This is a genomic window from Nocardioides massiliensis (assembly GCF_030811215.1).
GTDB lineage: Bacteria > Actinomycetota > Actinomycetes > Propionibacteriales > Nocardioidaceae > Nocardioides_A > Nocardioides_A massiliensis.
Genome location: NZ_JAUSQM010000001.1, coordinates 431,106 through 446,304 on the forward strand (window position 1 = coordinate 431,106; position 15,199 = coordinate 446,304).

Genomic DNA, 15,199 nt, shown 5'->3' on the forward strand with positions numbered 1-15,199 from the left:
TGCTGGGGGCACTCGGCCACGATGAGCAGGTGAGGAGTCCTTGGGCACGCGGAGCACTCGGCGGGCTGGCGGCCATCGCCGCGGTTGCCGCGGCAGAGCTCGTGCGCGCTGTGCTGCACGTGCGGGTCCACCCCGTCGTCGCGGTCAGTGAGGAGGTCGTCGAGCGCACCCCAGGCCCGGTCGCCGACTTCCTCATCGGCCTCGTCGGCACCTGGGACAAGCCGCTGCTGATCGGCGGGGTCCTCGCCGTCGTCCTGCTCGCCGGGGTGCTGGCCGGGGTGCTGACCGGGTACGGCGCGGGCTGGTCCGCGCTCCCGGTGGGCGTCGTCACCGTCTTCGGCGCGCTGGCGGCCCTCGCGCGCCCGGCCGCCGGCAGCGCGGATCTCCTGCCGGTGGTCGCCGGTGCCGGTGCGTGGCTGGTCGCACTGGGCCTGCTGGTCGCGCCGTTGCGCCGTACCCCCGCTGTCGCGCCGCGTCCCGACGGCGCGAGCGGGACCGGAAGCACCCGTCGCACCGTGCTCGCGCGGGTCGGCGCGGTCGCGGCCGCCACGGCGGTCGCGGGGATCGCGGGACGCGCGATCAGCCGGGCGCGTGACACCGTCGAGGCGACGCGACGCCTGGTGCGGCTGCCCGTGACCGCGGGGGCGATACCCGACGGAGCCGACCTCCTCGAGGATCTGCGTGAGGACGGCGCGGCGCCGTGGCGCACTCGTGCCGCGGACTTCTATCGCATCGACACCGCCCTCGCGGTCCCGACCATCGACCCCGAGCAGTGGCAGCTGCGCATCCACGGCATGGTCGACCGCGAGATCGTGCTGGGCTTCGACGAGCTCGCCACCATGGAGCTCACCCAGGCCTGGGTGACGCTGTGCTGCGTGTCGAACCCCGTCGGGGGCGACCTGGTCGGCAACGCGTGGTGGGGCGGCGTCCGCGTCGCCGAGCTGCTCGCCCGGGCGGGGGTGCGACCCGGCGCCGACGCCGTGCTGCAGACCTCCGAGGACGGCTGGACCTGCGCGACCCCGCTCGCGGCGCTGACCGACGAGCGCAACGCCCTCGTGGCGCTGGCGATGAACGGCGAGCCCCTCCCCCTCGAGCACGGCTTCCCGGCGCGGATGGTCGTGCCGGGCCTCTACGGCTATGTGTCGGCGACCAAGTGGCTGGTCGACCTGGAGGTGACCCGGTTCGCCGACGTCGAGGCGTACTGGACCCAGCGCGGGTGGTCCCCCGAGGGCCCGGTGCGGACGATGTCGCGCATCGACGTCCCGCGGTCCGGCACCCGCCTGCCCGCGGGGAAGGTGACGGTCGCGGGTGTCGCCTGGGCGCAGCACACCGGGATCGAGCGGGTCGAGGTCAGCGTCGACGGCGGCCCCTGGGTGCCGGCACGCCTCGGCGGGGTGCCCGACGGCCCGAGCTCCGAGGACACCTGGGTCCAGTGGCGTGTCGAGGTGGACGCACCCGCCGGTGACCACCTGGTCACCGTCCGCGCGACCGACCGCTCGGGCTACACCCAGACCGCCGTACGCCGTGACGTGGTGCCGGACGGTGCGACGGGGTGGCACGAGGTGGACTTCAGCACCGACTGACTCCTCGCCGTGCGGCGGCTCAGGCCGTCGGGACGACCAGCGCGGTCGCGATCGCGGCGACGCCCTCCCCACGACCGGTGAGACCGAGGCCGTCGGTGGTGGTCGCACTCAGGCTCACGGGTGCCCCGACCGCGGCACTCAGCGCCGCCTGCGCCTCGTCCCGCCGCGGACCGAGGCGGGGCCGGTTGCCGATCACCTGGACCGCAGCGTTGCCGATCACGAAGCCGGCCGCGCGCACACGGCGTACGGTCTCGGCGAGCAGGGCCGTCCCGCTGGCGCCGGCCCACTGCGGCTCGGCGGTGCCGAAGTGCTGGCCGAGGTCACCGAGACCTGCGGCGGACAGCAGCGCGTCACACAGCGCGTGGGCGGCGACGTCGGCATCGGAGTGGCCCTCGAGGCCGTGGTCCTCCTCGGGCCAGTGCAGCCCGGCCAGGTGCATGGGGACGCCGGGCACGAGCCGGTGGACGTCGGTGCCGACGCCGACGCGCGGGAGGACGGGCGGGACGCTCATGCGGTGCCGACCTCGCCGCCCGCCTCGTCGGAGCCGCCGAGCGCAGCGATCTCCTCCCCCATGGCCTCCTCGACCACGCTGCTGAGCTCGTCACGGAAGATCGCCAGGACCGCCTGGGAGACGACCGGGAGGATCGACTCGATGGACGAGAGCATCGCCGGCCACTGCTCCTCCGGGAGTCCGGCCTCACTGAAGGGGCGCCAGATCTCGTCGCGGTAGGTCTGCACCGCGGCCTGCGCGACGGCGTGCAGGTGCTCGGAGATCTGCGCCCACAGCGACAGCACGCTGTCGCGCTCCATGCCCAGCGCGAGCGCCTGGGCGCCGGCGCGCACCAGCACGGGGCGGTGCATGCGCACCGTCGTCGGCCCCACGCGCTCGAGCAGACCGATGTCGACCAACGACTGGACGAAGTCCGGGTCGTGGTCGACGCCCGCGAGGTGGGTGAGCAGTTTCTCGTCGATGTCCTCGGGCTCCTCGGGACGGCCGAGGGGGTGGGCGAGCGTGTTCATCAGGTCGAGCACGTGGGCGTCGGAGAGCTGGGGGTTGCGCTCCAGCGCCTGCTCGATCGCAGCGAGGGTGTAGCCGCGCTCCAGCAGGTCGCGGATCAGCCGGAGCCGGTTGACGTGCTCGGGTCCGTAGTAGCCGGTGCGACCGACCAGGCGGGGCGGGGAGAGCAGACCGCGGGAGGCATAGGCGCGGACGTTGCGCACCGTCATGCCGACCGCGGCGGCGAGCTGGTCGACGGTGAGGTGGTCGCCCCGACCCGCCGTGCCGCCCGCCGCACGGTCGCCGGGGCGCTCCGTGGCTGCGTTCACGCCGCGCATCCTCTCACCTCGACGTGACACACACCCCTGGCCGGGCCCTTGACACCACCCTGGGCAGGCCTGCCACCCTCCATGTGACATCGTCGATGTCACATGGACCGGACGGGCGGCGAACGCCGCGGCGAGGAGGACAGGTGCAGCACACCACCGACGACGGACGGGTCCTGCACGTCCACCTCGAGGGACCCCCCGCCAGTGGATCGGACACGCCGCTCACGGTGGTGCTGGCGCACTGCTGGGCCTCCGACCACACCCTGTGGGGCTACCAGACACTCGACCTGCGCGGCACGTTCGGCTCCGCCATCCGGGTGTTGCGCTACGACCACCGCGGGCATGGCCGCTCCGACCGGGTGCCGGAGTCCGAGACCCGGATCGAGCGCCTCGGCGACGACCTTGCGGAGCTGATCGACGCCTACGCCCCCACGGGTGACCTCGTGCTCGCAGGCCACTCCCTGGGCGGGATGACGATCATGGCGCTCGCGGCCCGACGGCCCGAGCTCTTCGGTGCCGAGGGGCGGGTCCGCGGCGTCGCGTTCGTCGCGACCTCGTCCGGTCAGCTCGACACCGTGACCCTCGGGTTGCCTGCCGGAGCCGGTGATCTGCTGCGCCCGCAGCTGCCGACGATCCTGGCCGCGCGCGCCCGCATGCTGAGCCGACGCCAGCGGCGGCGGCACCCCGTCACCGAGACCCTGATCGCCCGCAAGTTCCTCCTCGCGCCCGGCGCGCGCCGCATCGACGTACGCCATGCGGTGAACGGGTTGATCAACACCCACCCGGAGTCGATGTGCGGCTACTACCGCGACCTGATGCGCCATGACCGGATCGACGCGCTGGCAGCGCTGGCCGGCACCCCGACCCACGTGCTGGTCGGCTCCAAGGACCTGCTGACGCCACCCGCGCACGCCACCCGCCTCGCCGAGGCGATCCCCGGCTGTCGGTTGAGCATCATCCCGGGTGCGGGGCACTACCTGCCGCTCGAGCGCGACTTCGTGGTCTCCGAGGCGCTCGTCGACCTGGTCCGCGACGCCCTCGCCGCGCGGGACTCGACGTACGCCGCCTGATCCATCACTCCCCTACGTGAGCGTCGTCGGCCGACGCCGCACACGACGCTCACGTAGGGGAGTGACGTGGGTTCGGTGGGGTTCAGGAGCCGGAGACGCCCTGGCGCCAGTAGCCCATGAACGCCACTGCGCGCTTGTCGACGCCGACCTCGCGGACCAGGTGGCGGCGCAGGCCGGTGATCGAGCGAGCCTCGCCGGCGAGCCAGGCGTAGAGGCTCGGTGCGGCGTCGCCCGCCGCCGCCTCCGGCACGTCCCAGAGCACCTCGTCGTCAGCCGCACCGGTCTCCTCGACGTCCTGACCGACGAGCAGCGCCGGCAGGTCGAGGTCCTCGACCGCGGCGATGACGGCCGGGGTCAGCGCGGAGCCGTACGGCGCCCCCTCCCGCGCGACCCACGTGATCCGCAGCTGCGGCGGAGCGACCAGCGGCAAGCGGTCCTCGGCGTGCGGCACCTCGAGGACCACCTCGCCGTACGCCTGCTCGGGCAGCTGCTCGAGGATCACCGCGATCGCGGGCACGGCCGTCTCGTCGCCCGCCAGGAGGTAGGGGCCGAGGTGGTCGGCGGGCGGGCGGAACTCCAGCCCGCCGTGCGGGCCGTCGAAGCGTGCGTTCGGTCCCAGCAGCACGACTTCATCGCCGATCGCCGCGCGCTCGGCGAACGTCGACGCCGGGCCGGTCAGACCGTGGCGCACCATGTCGACATCGACCTCGTGGGCCTCCGGCCGCACGGCGCGGACCGTGTAGGTGCGCAGCGCAGGACGCTGAGCGTCGGGCAGCGCGCGCCACCCGGCGTACCAGTCCTCCGCACGCGGCAGGTGCGTGAAGCCACCGTCGGCGGCCGGGAGCAGCAGCTTGAAGCGCTGGTCGAGACCGTTGTCGGCGAAGTCGGCCAGGTCGGGTCCACGCAGCGTGATGCGGACGAAGCTGGGGCTCAGCGCCTGCACGGCGACGACGTGGGCGTCGAAGAACCGCCAGGGGGCCGCTTGGGTGAGTACGGTCACCACTGAAGGATAGGCATCCCTAACTTGCTACCGCTAGCCCTGTGTCGGCGTGAACATGCCGACGGCCTCGACCCGGGCGGGTCGAGGCCGTCGAAAGGCGGTTCAGAACGCGGTGCGGGGAGACCCCCCGGGAGGGATCAGGAGGCGAGAACCTCGTCGAGGATCGTCTCGGCCTTGTCCTCGTTGGTGCGCTCGGCGAGCGCCAGTTCGGAGACCAGGATCTGGCGCGCCTTGGCCAGCATCCGCTTCTCACCGGCGGAGAGTCCGCGGTCACGCTCCCGGCGCCACAGGTCGCGCACGACCTCGGCCACCTTGATCACGTCGCCCGAGTGCAGCTTCTCCATGTTGGCCTTGTAGCGGCGTGACCAGTTGGTCGGCTCCTCGGTGTGCTCAGCGCGCAGCACGTCGAAGACGCGGTCCAGGCCCTCCTTGTCCACCACATCGCGCACCCCGACCAGGTCGAGGTTGTGAGCGGGGACCCGGACGACCAGGTCCTGCTGTGCGACGATGCGGAGAACGAGGTACTGCTTGTCCTCCCCCTTGATCTGCCGAGTCTCGATGTCCTCGATGACCGCAGCCCCGTGATTTGGATAAACGACCGTTTCACCGACGGTAAAAGTCATGTGCAGAGTACCCCTTTCAGGTGACTAGTCTAACACGTCTTCTGGACGGCGCGGACAGCGTTTGCGCAGGTCAGAGGCACATTGAGGGCTTGACAGAAGCATCTGGACCATGCTGGGCGGGGTCAGAGGAACAGCACTGGCGACCCGCCGTGGCCGTGTCGGGACGGTCCACGGGGCCCTCGGTGGTCGATACTGCGGGCCATGCTCTACACCCGCCGGCGCGGCACCGCGGTCACGCTCGTCCTGACCGCCCACCCCGTGCGCGCCCTGGCGATGGCGGCTGCCCTCGCCGCGGCTGCGGCGCTGGCGGGACGCAGCGGCAACGAGGTGGCCCTCGTCGCCCTGACCGTCCTGACGGGCCAGGCGGTGCTCGGGTGGTTCAACGACGTGCTCGACCGCCAGCGCGACCACGACCTCGGCCGGCCCCGCAAGCCGATCGCGATGGGGTGGATCGACCCCGGCACGGTCGCGTTCGCCGCCTCCTGCGGCGTCCTGCTGGTCGTGCCGCTGGCGATCTCCAACGGCACCGCAGCCGGTGCGGCGTACCTCGGGTCGCTGGCCTGCGGTGCGTTGTCCGACCTCTTCCTGCGGCGCACCTGGCTCTCCTGGCTCCCCTGGGCTGTCGGGTTCGGCCTGCTGCCCGCGTTCCTCTCGTACGGCGGGTGGGGTGGCGGTGTGCACGGCGGCCCGCCCACTGTCGCGATGGTGGTGCTGGCGGCGCTGCTCGGCGTGGGACTGCACTTCGCCGCCACCCTCAACGACCTGGTCGAGGACAACCAGTCGGGGCTGCGCCACCTGCCCCTGCGCGTCGCGCTGAAGATCGGTGCGGTGCCCCTGCTGTGGCTGACCACCGTCTTCGTGGCGCTGGTGCTGGCCGGGTTGGTGATCGCGGTGATGACCGTCGGATTGATCCAGGGCTGAGCCTGGTGCGCCACGCGGGCGCGGGATCGGTAGGCTTCGACCGCACGTCCGCCCTGCCCTGGAGGAACTCCCCGTGACGAAGACCTGGCGCCGTACCCTCGCTGCCGCCGCGCTCCTGCTGGGTGCGCCCGCCCTGGCCGCCTGCGGCGAATACCCGACCGACCAGGTCTACACGCCGGGCGTGGGCACCAACGACCGCAGCAGCTCGGTCGACGTGCTGCACGCGGTGATCGTGTCCGAGGAGGACGGCAACGGCGTCTTCATCGCCGGTCTCGCCAACAACGACCTCGAGGAGGCCGACGGCCTCGCCAACATGAGCGGCGCAGACGCCGACACCGGTCTGTCGTTCACCCCGACCGCCGAGGTCGAGGTGCCCGCGGGCGGCCTGGTGCTGCTCGACGAGGGTGGCGGTGTGCTCGTCGCCGGCGACCGGATCCGGGCCGGCAACATCGTCCGCGTGACCATCGGGTTCCAGCGCGGCGAGCCCGTGACCATGGACGTGCCCGTGGTCGCCCGTGCCGGCGACTTCGCCGCCGTCGAGATCCCCACCGTCGGTGACGACTCCGAGCCCGAGGGCCAGGACGACGAGGCCGTGGTCGAGGACGACGAGGGCCCGATCAACGAGACCGAGGACGAGTCCGAGACCGGCGGGCTCGAGCCCTGATGTCCGCGCAGGCGCCCTACACCCTGGTCCTGCTCCGCCACGGCGAGAGCGAGTGGAACGCCGCGAACCTCTTCACCGGCTGGGTCGACGTGGCCCTGACCGAGAAGGGCCGCGCGGAGGCCGTGCGCGGAGGTCGCCTGATGGCCGAGGCCGGCGTCCTGCCCGACGTCCTGCACACCTCCCTGCTGCGGCGCGCGATCACGACCGCTCAGCTCGCGCTGGACGCCTCCGAGCGGCACTGGGTGCCGGTGCGTCGCTCGTGGCGGCTCAACGAGCGCCACTACGGCGCGCTCCAGGGCAAGGACAAGAAGGCCACGCTGGAGGAGTACGGCGAGGAGCAGTTCATGCTCTGGCGCCGCTCCTACGACACCCCGCCGCCGCCGATCGACGACGCCGACGAGTTCGCGCAGAGCGACGACCCGCGCTACGCCGACCTCCCCGACGAGGCGCGCCCGCGCACCGAGTGCCTGGCCGACGTGATGGTGCGGATGCTGCCGTACTGGTACGACGCGATCGTCCCCGACCTGCGCGCCGGCAACACGGTCTGCGTCGCCGCCCACGGCAACTCGCTGCGCGCGCTGGTCAAGCACCTCGACGGCATGTCCGAGGAGGCCGTGGTCGGCCTCAACATCCCCACCGGCATCCCGCTCGTCTACCGCCTCGGTGAGGACATGCGCCCGCTCACCACCGGCGGCGAGTACCTCGACCCCGACGCCGCCGCCGACGCCATCGCCGCCGTCGCCAGCCAGGGCCGCTGAGCTAGGGGCTAGGAGGCGGGCAGTTTCACCGCCCGACTACCGACACGCCCGCTCGTCGAACGAAACTGCCAGGCCGAACGCCCGGTTTCGGTCGACGAGTGGTGCGCGTGGGACCAGTGGTACGGCGCCCGCGGGTCGAGGTCCCGTAGCCCGGGCCCGGTGCTCCGGCATGCCGCAGGTCCTGGCCCGCAGCGCGCCACCACCCCCGCCGTACGCCGTGGGTGCGGGTCGCCCCGACCCGTCCGGGCAGACACGGAACCGCGAGCGCACATCCCTCGCGCCCCACCCCTACCACTGGCCGAACGAAACCGGGCGCCGAGCGCGACAGTTTCGTTCGCGCAGCGGGCGTGTCGTGGCACGGGCGGTGAAACTGCGGCCGAAGACCGTTCTGCTCAGTCCTCGGAGACGGGGTGCTCGCCGGTGACGAGGAAGACGACCCGGCGACCGAGGGAGACGGCGTGGTCGGCGATGCGCTCGTAGTAGCGACCCAGCAGGGCGATGTCGATGGCCGGCTCGACGCCGTACTCCCAGTCCTCGTCGAGGATCTTGGCGAACGACTTGCGCCGCAGCTTGTCCATCTCCTCGTCGGCCCGCTCGAGCTCGGCGGCCTCGTCGACGTCGCGCTCGGCGATGACGACGGCGACCTTGCTGACCATCTGCTGGGCGACCGAGGCCATCTGGCGGAACATCGGCTCCATCGACTCGGGCACGGCGATGTTGGGCGTCCGCAGGCGCGCGACCTTGGCGATGTGGACCGACAGGTCACCCATCCGCTCGAGCTCGGCGACCATCCGCAGGCCGGCCACGAGCTGGCGGAGGTCGCCGGCGACAGGCTGCTGCAGGGCGAGCAGCTCGAAGCTCTTCTCCTCGATCTTCTCGCGGGCGCTGTCGATGTCGGCGTCACCGCTGATCACCTCCTCGGCCACCGCGGCGTCGCCGGAGAGCAGCGCCACGGTCGCGCGCGACACGGCACGCTTCACCTGGTGGGTCATGATCACCAGGTCGTCGAGGATGGAGTCGAGCTGGTCGGTATAGGCCTCACGCATGGCGAGCACGCTACGCACTCCAGGTGGACAGTCGGCGACGATCCGTGAACGTCGGATGAACAGTCGCTGACGGCCCGTCTGCACGGCCGAACGCCCGGTGAATCCGTGCGTACGATCAGGAATTGTGGACCCGACGACCCAAGCCCTCCTCTTCGCGCTGCTCGGCGCAGTGCTCGGCGGCGGCGTCGTCCTCGCGTGGCGGGTCAGCGAGGTCCAGCAGCACGGCCCCGACCCGGTCGAGGAGCCGGTGGTGCCCGCCGGCGTCGCCGCCACGCTCGCGGTCCTCCGCTCGAGCGCCCTGGTGGTCGACGAGGCCGACACCGTCCTGAAGGCGTCTGCTCCGGCGTACGCCCTGGGGCTGGTCCGCAACGACGAGCTGACCGTCGACGAGCTCGTCGAGCTCGTCCGGGAGGTACGCCGCGACGGCCAGATCCGGGAGACGGAACTCGTCATCGCCCGCCCGGGAGGAGGTACGCCGCGCACGGTCACCGCGCGGGTGGCGCCGCTGACCTCCCGGCTCGTGCTGGTCCTGGTCGAGGACCGCACCCGCGAGCGCCGCGTCGAGTCCGTACGCCGCGACTTCGTCGCCAACGTCTCCCACGAGCTCAAGACCCCCGTGGGCGCGATCCGGCTGCTCGCCGAGGCGGTGCAGGAGGCCGCGGACGACCCGGAGGCCGTGCACCGGTTCGCCGGACGCATGCACCGCGAGTCCGAGCGCCTCGGCCGGCTGGTGCAGCAGATCATCGAGCTCTCGCGCCTGCAGGGCGACGACCCGATCGATGAGCCGCGCGTGGTGTCGGTCGACGAGGTCGTCGAGCGCGCCATCGACGCCGCGAGCACCGACGCCGAGGCCCGCGCGGTGACGATCCTGCGCGCCGGCGAGACCGGCGTCCAGCTGCTCGGCAACGCCGACCAGCTCGTCGTCGCGCTGTCGAACCTGGTGACGAACGCGGTGACCTACTCCCCCGAGTCCGCCACCGTGGCGGTCGGGGTGGCGACCCGCGACAGCACCGTCGAGATCGCCGTCACCGACCAGGGCATCGGCATCCCCTCGCACGAGATCGACCGGATCTTCGAGCGCTTCTACCGCGTCGACCCCGCGCGGCACCGCTCCACCGGCGGCACCGGCCTGGGCCTGTCCATCGTCAAGCACGTCGTCGCGTCCCACGGCGGCGACGTGGCCGTATGGTCCGAGGAGGGGCACGGGTCGACGTTCACCCTGTCGCTCCCCGCGAAGATCCAGTCCGCACCTGCGCAGGAGGCTGCCCCGTGACCCGCGTTCTCGTCGTCGAGGATGAAGAGAGCTACAGCGACGCCCTCGCCTACATGCTGCGCAAGGAGGGCTTCGATGTCGCGATCGCGACGACCGGCCCCGACGCCCTGACCGAGTTCGACCGCAACGGCGCCGACATCGTGCTCCTCGACCTGATGCTGCCCGGCCTCCCCGGCACCGAGGTGTGCCGCCAGATCCGGCAGACCTCCAGCGTCCCGGTGATCATGGTGAGCGCGAAGGACGATGAGGTCGACAAGGTGGTCGGCCTCGAGCTCGGCGCTGACGACTACGTCACCAAGCCGTACTCCCCCCGCGAGCTGGTCGCTCGGATCCGGGCGGTGCTGCGCCGCGGCGTCGAGCCCGACCTCGCCCCGCCGACCCTCGAGGCCGGTCCGGTGCGCATGGACGTCGAGCGCCACCAGGTCACGATCGACGGTGAGGAGGTACGCCTGCCGCTCAAGGAGTTCGAGCTGCTGGAGATGTTCCTGCGCAATCCCGGGCGTGTGCTCACCCGCGGACAGCTCATCGACCGCGTGTGGGGCTCCGACTACGTCGGCGACACCAAGACCCTCGACGTCCACGTGAAGCGGTTGCGCGCGAAGCTCGAGCCCGAGCCGGCGCAACCGCGCTACCTGGTCACGGTCCGCGGGCTCGGCTACAAGCTCGAGCTCTAGTCCCCCTCAGGCGTCGGGCACGTCCGGCTCCGGGTCCTGCGCGAGCGGGTTGTCGTCGGAGGGCCGGACGTCGTCGGGCAGGTCCTCATCGGCGATGCCGACCTCGCGCTCCTCGTCGGGCTTGGCGACGTTCTCCGCGAAGTCCTCGTTGTGCTCGTCGCCCTCGAACTCTTCGGAAGTGTGAGTGCTCATGGGACAGGGATACCCGCCCAGCAACCCGAAGGCACATAACGAAGTGACCGGGAGCCCACGCGGGCACTAGCGTCTGGCCGTGAGCACTCCCGTCCCCCTGCGCCGGTGGCTGCCGGCAGCCGCCGCGACCACCACGCTGCTGCTGTGGGCCTCGGCGTTCGTCGCGATCCGGCACCTCGGCGAGAGCGTCGGTCCGGGTGCGCTCAGCCTGGGTCGGCTCCTGGTCGCCGCGCTCGCGCTCGGCCTCCTGCTTGCCGTACGCCGCCCCGGTGCCGCCGCCCCCAGCACGGACCAGGACTCCCCGGCGACGGGCAAGCAGCGCTGGCCGCGCGGTCGCGCGCAGTGGACGCTCATGCTGGCGTGCGGCGCGATGTGGTTCGGCGTCTACAACCTCGCCCTCAACGAGTCCGAGCGACGCATCGACGCCGGCACGGCCGCGATGCTGGTGCAGGTCGGGCCGCTGCTGGTGGCGGTGCTCGCCGCAGTGTTCCTCGGCGAGGTGTTCACGCGCTGGACCCTCACCGGCGTCCTCGTCGCCCTCGGCGGCGTCGCGATCATCGGGACGGCGATCTCGCGCGACGGCGCCGGTGACGTCATCGGGGTCCTGCTGGGGCTGCTGGCCGCGGCGACGTACGCGCTCGGGATCCTCACGGAGAAGCCGCTGGTCGGTCGGCTGCCCGCGCTCGAGGTGACCTGGCTGGCCTGCCTGATCGGCGCAGTCGTCTGCCTCCCCTGGGCCGGGGAGCTCGTCACCACGGTCCGCGAGGCCGACGCCGCCACGCTGCTGTGGATCGTCTACCTCGGCCTGTTCCCCACCGCGATCGCGTTCTCCACCTGGGCCTACGCGCTGCGGTTCTCCGACGCCTCCCGGCTGGCCGTGCTGACGTTCCTGGTGCCGGTGCTGACCATCGCCATCGCGTGGGTCCTGCTCAGTGAGGTGCCGCCCGCGGCGGCGTACCTCGGCGGCGCGCTGTGCGTCGCGGGTGTGCTGCTCGCCCGGCGCCGCCCGGGCAGCGTCCCGCCCGTGGTCGAGAGTGCTGCGGCGACCGAGGTCGAGGCCGAGGAACCCGGGCCCGTCAGCACTCTCAGGGACTAACCTCGGCCGATGACCGCACTGGCCGACCTGACCGAGAGCCTCGACCGGCTCGTCGCCGACGGTGCCCTGCAGGGGTGGGCAGCCGGAGTCCGCGAGGCAGGGACGACGCACCTGACTGCCGGAGGGCGGCGTACGGCGGACGAGCCCGCGGCGATCGCGTCCAACACCAAGCCGATCGCCGGTGCGCTCACCCTCCGGCTCGTCGAGCTCGGCCGGCTCGGTCTCGACGACGCGGTCGCGCAGTGGCTGCCGGAGCTCGCCAACCCGCGGGTCCTCACCCGTCCCGGCGGTCCGCTCGACGACACCGTCGCAGCGCAGCGCCCCATCACTGTGCGGCACCTGCTCACGATGACGGCCGGGTTCGGCTGGGTCGTCGAGGGTGGCCCGTTGGCGGCCGCGATGGACGAGCTGCAGGTCGGGCCGGGCCCGGACGCACCCCCGATGACGCCGGACGAGTATCTGCGGCGGCTCGCCAGCCTCCCGCTGGCGGGCCAGCCCGGTGCGACCTGGCGCTACCACACCAGCAGCGACGTGCTGGGCGTCCTCCTCGCGCGCTGCACCGGCCGGCCGGTGAGCGATCTGCTCGCCGAGCACGTCACCGGCCCCCTCGCGATGCCGGCGACCCACTTCCCGACCGATGTCGCCTTCGAGTCCCTCGCCACGGGGCTGGTCTCGACCGTGGCGGACCAGCTCCGCTTCCTCGCCGCGATCGGCGACGGTGGCGGCGCCGTGCTCGGCCGGGCCTCCACCCGGCAGATGTGCACCAACCAGCTGACCCCCGAGCAGCGCAGCGGCGCGGACGACCTTCTGGAGGCAGGGGCGGGATGGGGCCACCACGTGGAGGTGCGCGCCGACGGCCTGGTCGGTTGGGCCGGTGGCCGCGGCACGATCGGGTACGTCGATCCGGCCGGCGGCCGTGCGGCCGCCCTCTTCACCTGGCAGGGCATGGACACGGCGGGGACCCAGCAGGCGTTCGCGGAGTTCTGGCAGCTGTTCGGCTGAGTCGCCGCCACCAGTCCTGAGGCGGGGCCGCTCAGCCCGGGGGAGGCTCCTCGTCGCGCTCGAGCCACCCGCGGAACGCCTCCAGGTTGCGGGTCGACTCACCCCGCGACGTCCGCCACTCCCACTCCTTGCGGATGGAGCTGGCGAACCCGAGCTCGAGGATGGTGTTGAACGACTCGTCGGCGTAGGTCAGCACCGCGCCGAGCAGCCGGTCGAGCTCGGTCGGCGTGACGCTCGACAGCGGGAGCCGGCCGTCGAGGTAGATGTCGCCCAGGCGGTCGAGCGCGAACGCCACGCCATACATCTTGAGGTTGCGCTCGAGCAGCCAGCGGTAGACCCGCTCGTGCTCCTCGTCGGGCCGGCGACACACGAACGCGTGGACGCCCAGCGCGTGGGCGCCCACGTCGAGGCGCACCGGCACCTGCAGCTTGCGCTCCCCCGGCAGCGTGATCGAGTACGCCGACTCACCGGCAGGCTCGTGCTCGAAGTCGCCATCGCGCAGGAAGTCGCGCAGGACCTCGAGCGCCTGCTCGCGCTCGCTCACGAGCTCATCGCCGCCGCGCCGAGGGACTGCGCAGCGCGGGCGTAGACGGCGCGGGTGGCGTGGGCGGCGTGCTCCCAGCTGAAGCCGCGGGCGTGGTCGAGCGCGCCGGCGGCGAGGCGGGAGCGCAGGGCGGGTTGCGTGCACAGCTGCTCGAGGACGTGGGCCCAGTCGTCGCTGGCGTGACCGTCGACGAGCAGTCCCGAGCGCCCGTCGGCCACCGCGGTCGGCAGCCCGCCCACCGACGCGGCCACGACCGGGGTGCCGCACGCCTGTGCCTCGACGGCGACCAGGCCGAAGGACTCGTTGTAGGACGGCACGCAGACAGCGGTCGCGGCGGCGTACCACCGCGCGAGCTCGTGCTGGGCCACCGGCGGCACGAACCGCACCACGTCGGAGATCCCGAGCCCGCGGGCGAGCTCGACGAGGCCCTCGGGACGCTCGAGGCCGGACCCGGACGGGCCGCCGACGACCGGCACCACGAGGCTGTGGCGGAGGTCGGGGCGGCGCTCGAGCAGCCGGGCGACGGCGCGCAGCAGGACGTCGGGGCCCTTGAGCGGCTGGATGCGGCCGGCGAAGAGAAGCACGAGGGCGTCGGCAGGGATCCCGAGCTCAGCGCGCGCCACGTCCTGGCCGACCGGACGGAACACCCCGAGGTCGACGCCCGGGTGGACGACCGCGACCCGGTCGGGGTCGGCGGCGTACAGGCTGGTGAGCTGGTCGGCCTCGCGCGCGGTGTTGGCGATCAGCATGTCGGCGGCGTCGACGAGCTGCTGCTCCCCGACCACGCGCGCGTGCGGCTCGGGGGTGTCGCCCTGGGCCAGCGCGAGGTTCTTGACCTTGGCCATCGTGTGCATCGAGTGCACCAGCGGCACGCCCCACCGGTCGCGCATGAGCGCGCCGACCTGACCGGAGAGCCAGTAGTGCGTGTGGACCGCGTCGTACCACCCCTGCGCGTGCCGGGCCTCCTGCCGCAGCACCTCGCGGGCGAACACGCACTGCTGCCCGGGCAGCTCGCTCTTGGACAGCCCCGAGTAGGGCCCGGCCTCGACGTGGCGCACCAGCACCCCGGGGTGGGCCTCGACGCTGGGCGGCAGGGCCGACGAGGTCGAGCGGGTGAAGATCTCGACGGCCAGGCCGGTGTCGGCGAGTCGCTTGGAGAGCTCGAGGACATAGACGTTCATCCCGCCCGCGTCGCCGGTGCCGGGCTGGTCGAGCGGGGAGGTGTGCAGGCTGATCATCGCCACCCGCCCATGCACCGGGCGGGGCCCGCGGAGGATCGGGCGTACGGCGATGGGGGGTACCGCGGGCAGCGACAGACCCGGACGTCGTCGCGTCATGGCACCCTCCTGTCCCTCCCTGGCGCGCACCGAGGACTGCCACGAAGGCTATCGGGCCGTCCCCAGCGACCGGAGCGAGCCTTCCCCGCC

At 72.7% G+C, this 15,199-nt stretch carries 17 protein-coding genes; 9 read left to right on the forward strand and 8 right to left on the reverse strand.

The window, feature by feature from the left end:
• The first annotated feature begins 29 nt into the window (after window positions 1–29).
• Entirely contained in the window at window positions 30–1,583 is a 1,554-nt protein-coding gene (locus J2S59_RS02320; protein WP_306824769.1) for a molybdopterin-dependent oxidoreductase, read from the forward strand.
• A 19-nt stretch (window positions 1,584–1,602) separates the two neighbouring features.
• On the opposite strand, the gene ispF is transcribed toward J2S59_RS02320, so the two are convergent.
• Window positions 1,603–2,094: a 2-C-methyl-D-erythritol 2,4-cyclodiphosphate synthase gene (gene ispF, locus J2S59_RS02325; protein ID WP_068124507.1), complete on the reverse strand. Its 492-nt coding sequence runs from the start codon at window positions 2,092–2,094 to the stop codon at window positions 1,603–1,605.
• Window positions 2,091–2,909 carry a MerR family transcriptional regulator gene (locus J2S59_RS02330; RefSeq protein ID WP_306824770.1) on the reverse strand — a complete coding sequence of 273 codons (819 nt, stop codon included), beginning with the start codon at window positions 2,907–2,909 and terminating at the stop codon, window positions 2,091–2,093. Before J2S59_RS02330 ends, ispF begins: the two co-directional genes overlap by 4 nt.
• Before the next feature lie 143 nt (window positions 2,910–3,052).
• On the opposite strand from J2S59_RS02330, the gene J2S59_RS02335 reads away from it, so the two are divergent.
• Window positions 3,053–3,979: an alpha/beta fold hydrolase gene (locus tag J2S59_RS02335; protein WP_306824771.1), complete on the forward strand. Its 927-nt coding sequence runs from the start codon at window positions 3,053–3,055 to the stop codon at window positions 3,977–3,979.
• 82 nt (window positions 3,980–4,061) lie between these two features.
• Here J2S59_RS02335 and J2S59_RS02340 read toward each other — a convergent pair whose 3' ends face one another.
• Together J2S59_RS02340 and J2S59_RS02345 are read right to left on the reverse strand one after the other, a co-directional pair.
• Window positions 4,062–4,979 (reverse strand): siderophore-interacting protein, encoded by a 918-nt coding sequence (locus tag J2S59_RS02340; RefSeq protein ID WP_068121569.1) that lies wholly within the window; start codon window positions 4,977–4,979, stop codon window positions 4,062–4,064.
• Between the two features lie 137 nt (window positions 4,980–5,116).
• A complete protein-coding gene (locus tag J2S59_RS02345; protein ID WP_068121566.1) occupies window positions 5,117–5,602 on the reverse strand; it encodes a CarD family transcriptional regulator in 486 nt (161 codons plus the stop codon).
• Window positions 5,603–5,803: 201 nt separating this feature from the next.
• On the opposite strand from J2S59_RS02345, the gene J2S59_RS02350 reads away from it, so the two are divergent.
• From J2S59_RS02350 to J2S59_RS02360, 3 genes are all read left to right on the forward strand, one after another.
• Entirely contained in the window at window positions 5,804–6,523 is a 720-nt protein-coding gene (locus tag J2S59_RS02350; protein ID WP_306824772.1) for a UbiA family prenyltransferase, read from the forward strand.
• Window positions 6,524–6,596: 73 nt separating this feature from the next.
• The gene (locus J2S59_RS02355) at window positions 6,597–7,187 is read left to right on the forward strand and encodes a hypothetical protein (protein WP_068116590.1); all 591 of its coding nucleotides are present in this window, start codon (window positions 6,597–6,599) and stop codon (window positions 7,185–7,187) included.
• Window positions 7,187–7,945: a phosphoglyceromutase gene (locus tag J2S59_RS02360; protein ID WP_068116592.1), complete on the forward strand. Its 759-nt coding sequence runs from the start codon at window positions 7,187–7,189 to the stop codon at window positions 7,943–7,945. Before J2S59_RS02355 ends, J2S59_RS02360 begins: the two co-directional genes overlap by 1 nt.
• A 392-nt stretch (window positions 7,946–8,337) precedes the next feature.
• Here the strand turns inward: J2S59_RS02360 and phoU are convergent, their stop codons facing one another.
• Complete coding sequence (gene phoU, locus J2S59_RS02365) at window positions 8,338–8,991, reverse strand: phosphate signaling complex protein PhoU (RefSeq protein WP_068116604.1); 654 nt, start codon at window positions 8,989–8,991, stop codon at window positions 8,338–8,340.
• 124 nt (window positions 8,992–9,115) lie between these two features.
• Between phoU and J2S59_RS02370 the strand changes: the two genes are divergently transcribed.
• Both J2S59_RS02370 and J2S59_RS02375 read left to right on the forward strand, forming a co-directional pair.
• On the forward strand, window positions 9,116–10,264 hold the full coding sequence (locus J2S59_RS02370) for a sensor histidine kinase (RefSeq protein WP_068116594.1): 1,149 nt from the start codon (window positions 9,116–9,118) through the stop codon (window positions 10,262–10,264).
• Entirely contained in the window at window positions 10,261–10,938 is a 678-nt protein-coding gene (locus tag J2S59_RS02375; RefSeq protein WP_068116596.1) for a winged helix-turn-helix domain-containing protein, read from the forward strand. The genes J2S59_RS02370 and J2S59_RS02375 overlap by 4 nt, the downstream gene beginning before the upstream one ends.
• 6 nt (window positions 10,939–10,944) lie before the next feature.
• Here the strand turns inward: J2S59_RS02375 and J2S59_RS02380 are convergent, their stop codons facing one another.
• Entirely contained in the window at window positions 10,945–11,130 is a 186-nt protein-coding gene (locus J2S59_RS02380; RefSeq protein ID WP_068116598.1) for a hypothetical protein, read from the reverse strand.
• Between the two features lie 79 nt (window positions 11,131–11,209).
• Between J2S59_RS02380 and J2S59_RS02385 the strand changes: the two genes are divergently transcribed.
• Window positions 11,210–12,226 (forward strand): DMT family transporter, encoded by a 1,017-nt coding sequence (locus tag J2S59_RS02385; protein ID WP_246360047.1) that lies wholly within the window; start codon window positions 11,210–11,212, stop codon window positions 12,224–12,226.
• A gap of 9 nt (window positions 12,227–12,235) precedes the next feature.
• Window positions 12,236–13,228, forward strand: a complete 993-nt coding sequence (locus J2S59_RS02390; protein WP_068116600.1) for a serine hydrolase domain-containing protein — start codon at window positions 12,236–12,238, stop codon at window positions 13,226–13,228.
• Window positions 13,229–13,259: 31 nt separating this feature from the next.
• On the opposite strand, the gene J2S59_RS02395 is transcribed toward J2S59_RS02390, so the two are convergent.
• Window positions 13,260–13,772 carry a type III secretion system chaperone family protein gene (locus J2S59_RS02395; RefSeq protein WP_068116602.1) on the reverse strand — a complete coding sequence of 171 codons (513 nt, stop codon included), beginning with the start codon at window positions 13,770–13,772 and terminating at the stop codon, window positions 13,260–13,262.
• Complete coding sequence (mshA, locus tag J2S59_RS02400; RefSeq protein WP_181641438.1) at window positions 13,769–15,109, reverse strand: D-inositol-3-phosphate glycosyltransferase; 1,341 nt, start codon at window positions 15,107–15,109, stop codon at window positions 13,769–13,771. Before mshA ends, J2S59_RS02395 begins: the two co-directional genes overlap by 4 nt.
• Window positions 15,110–15,199 lie beyond the last annotated feature (90 nt).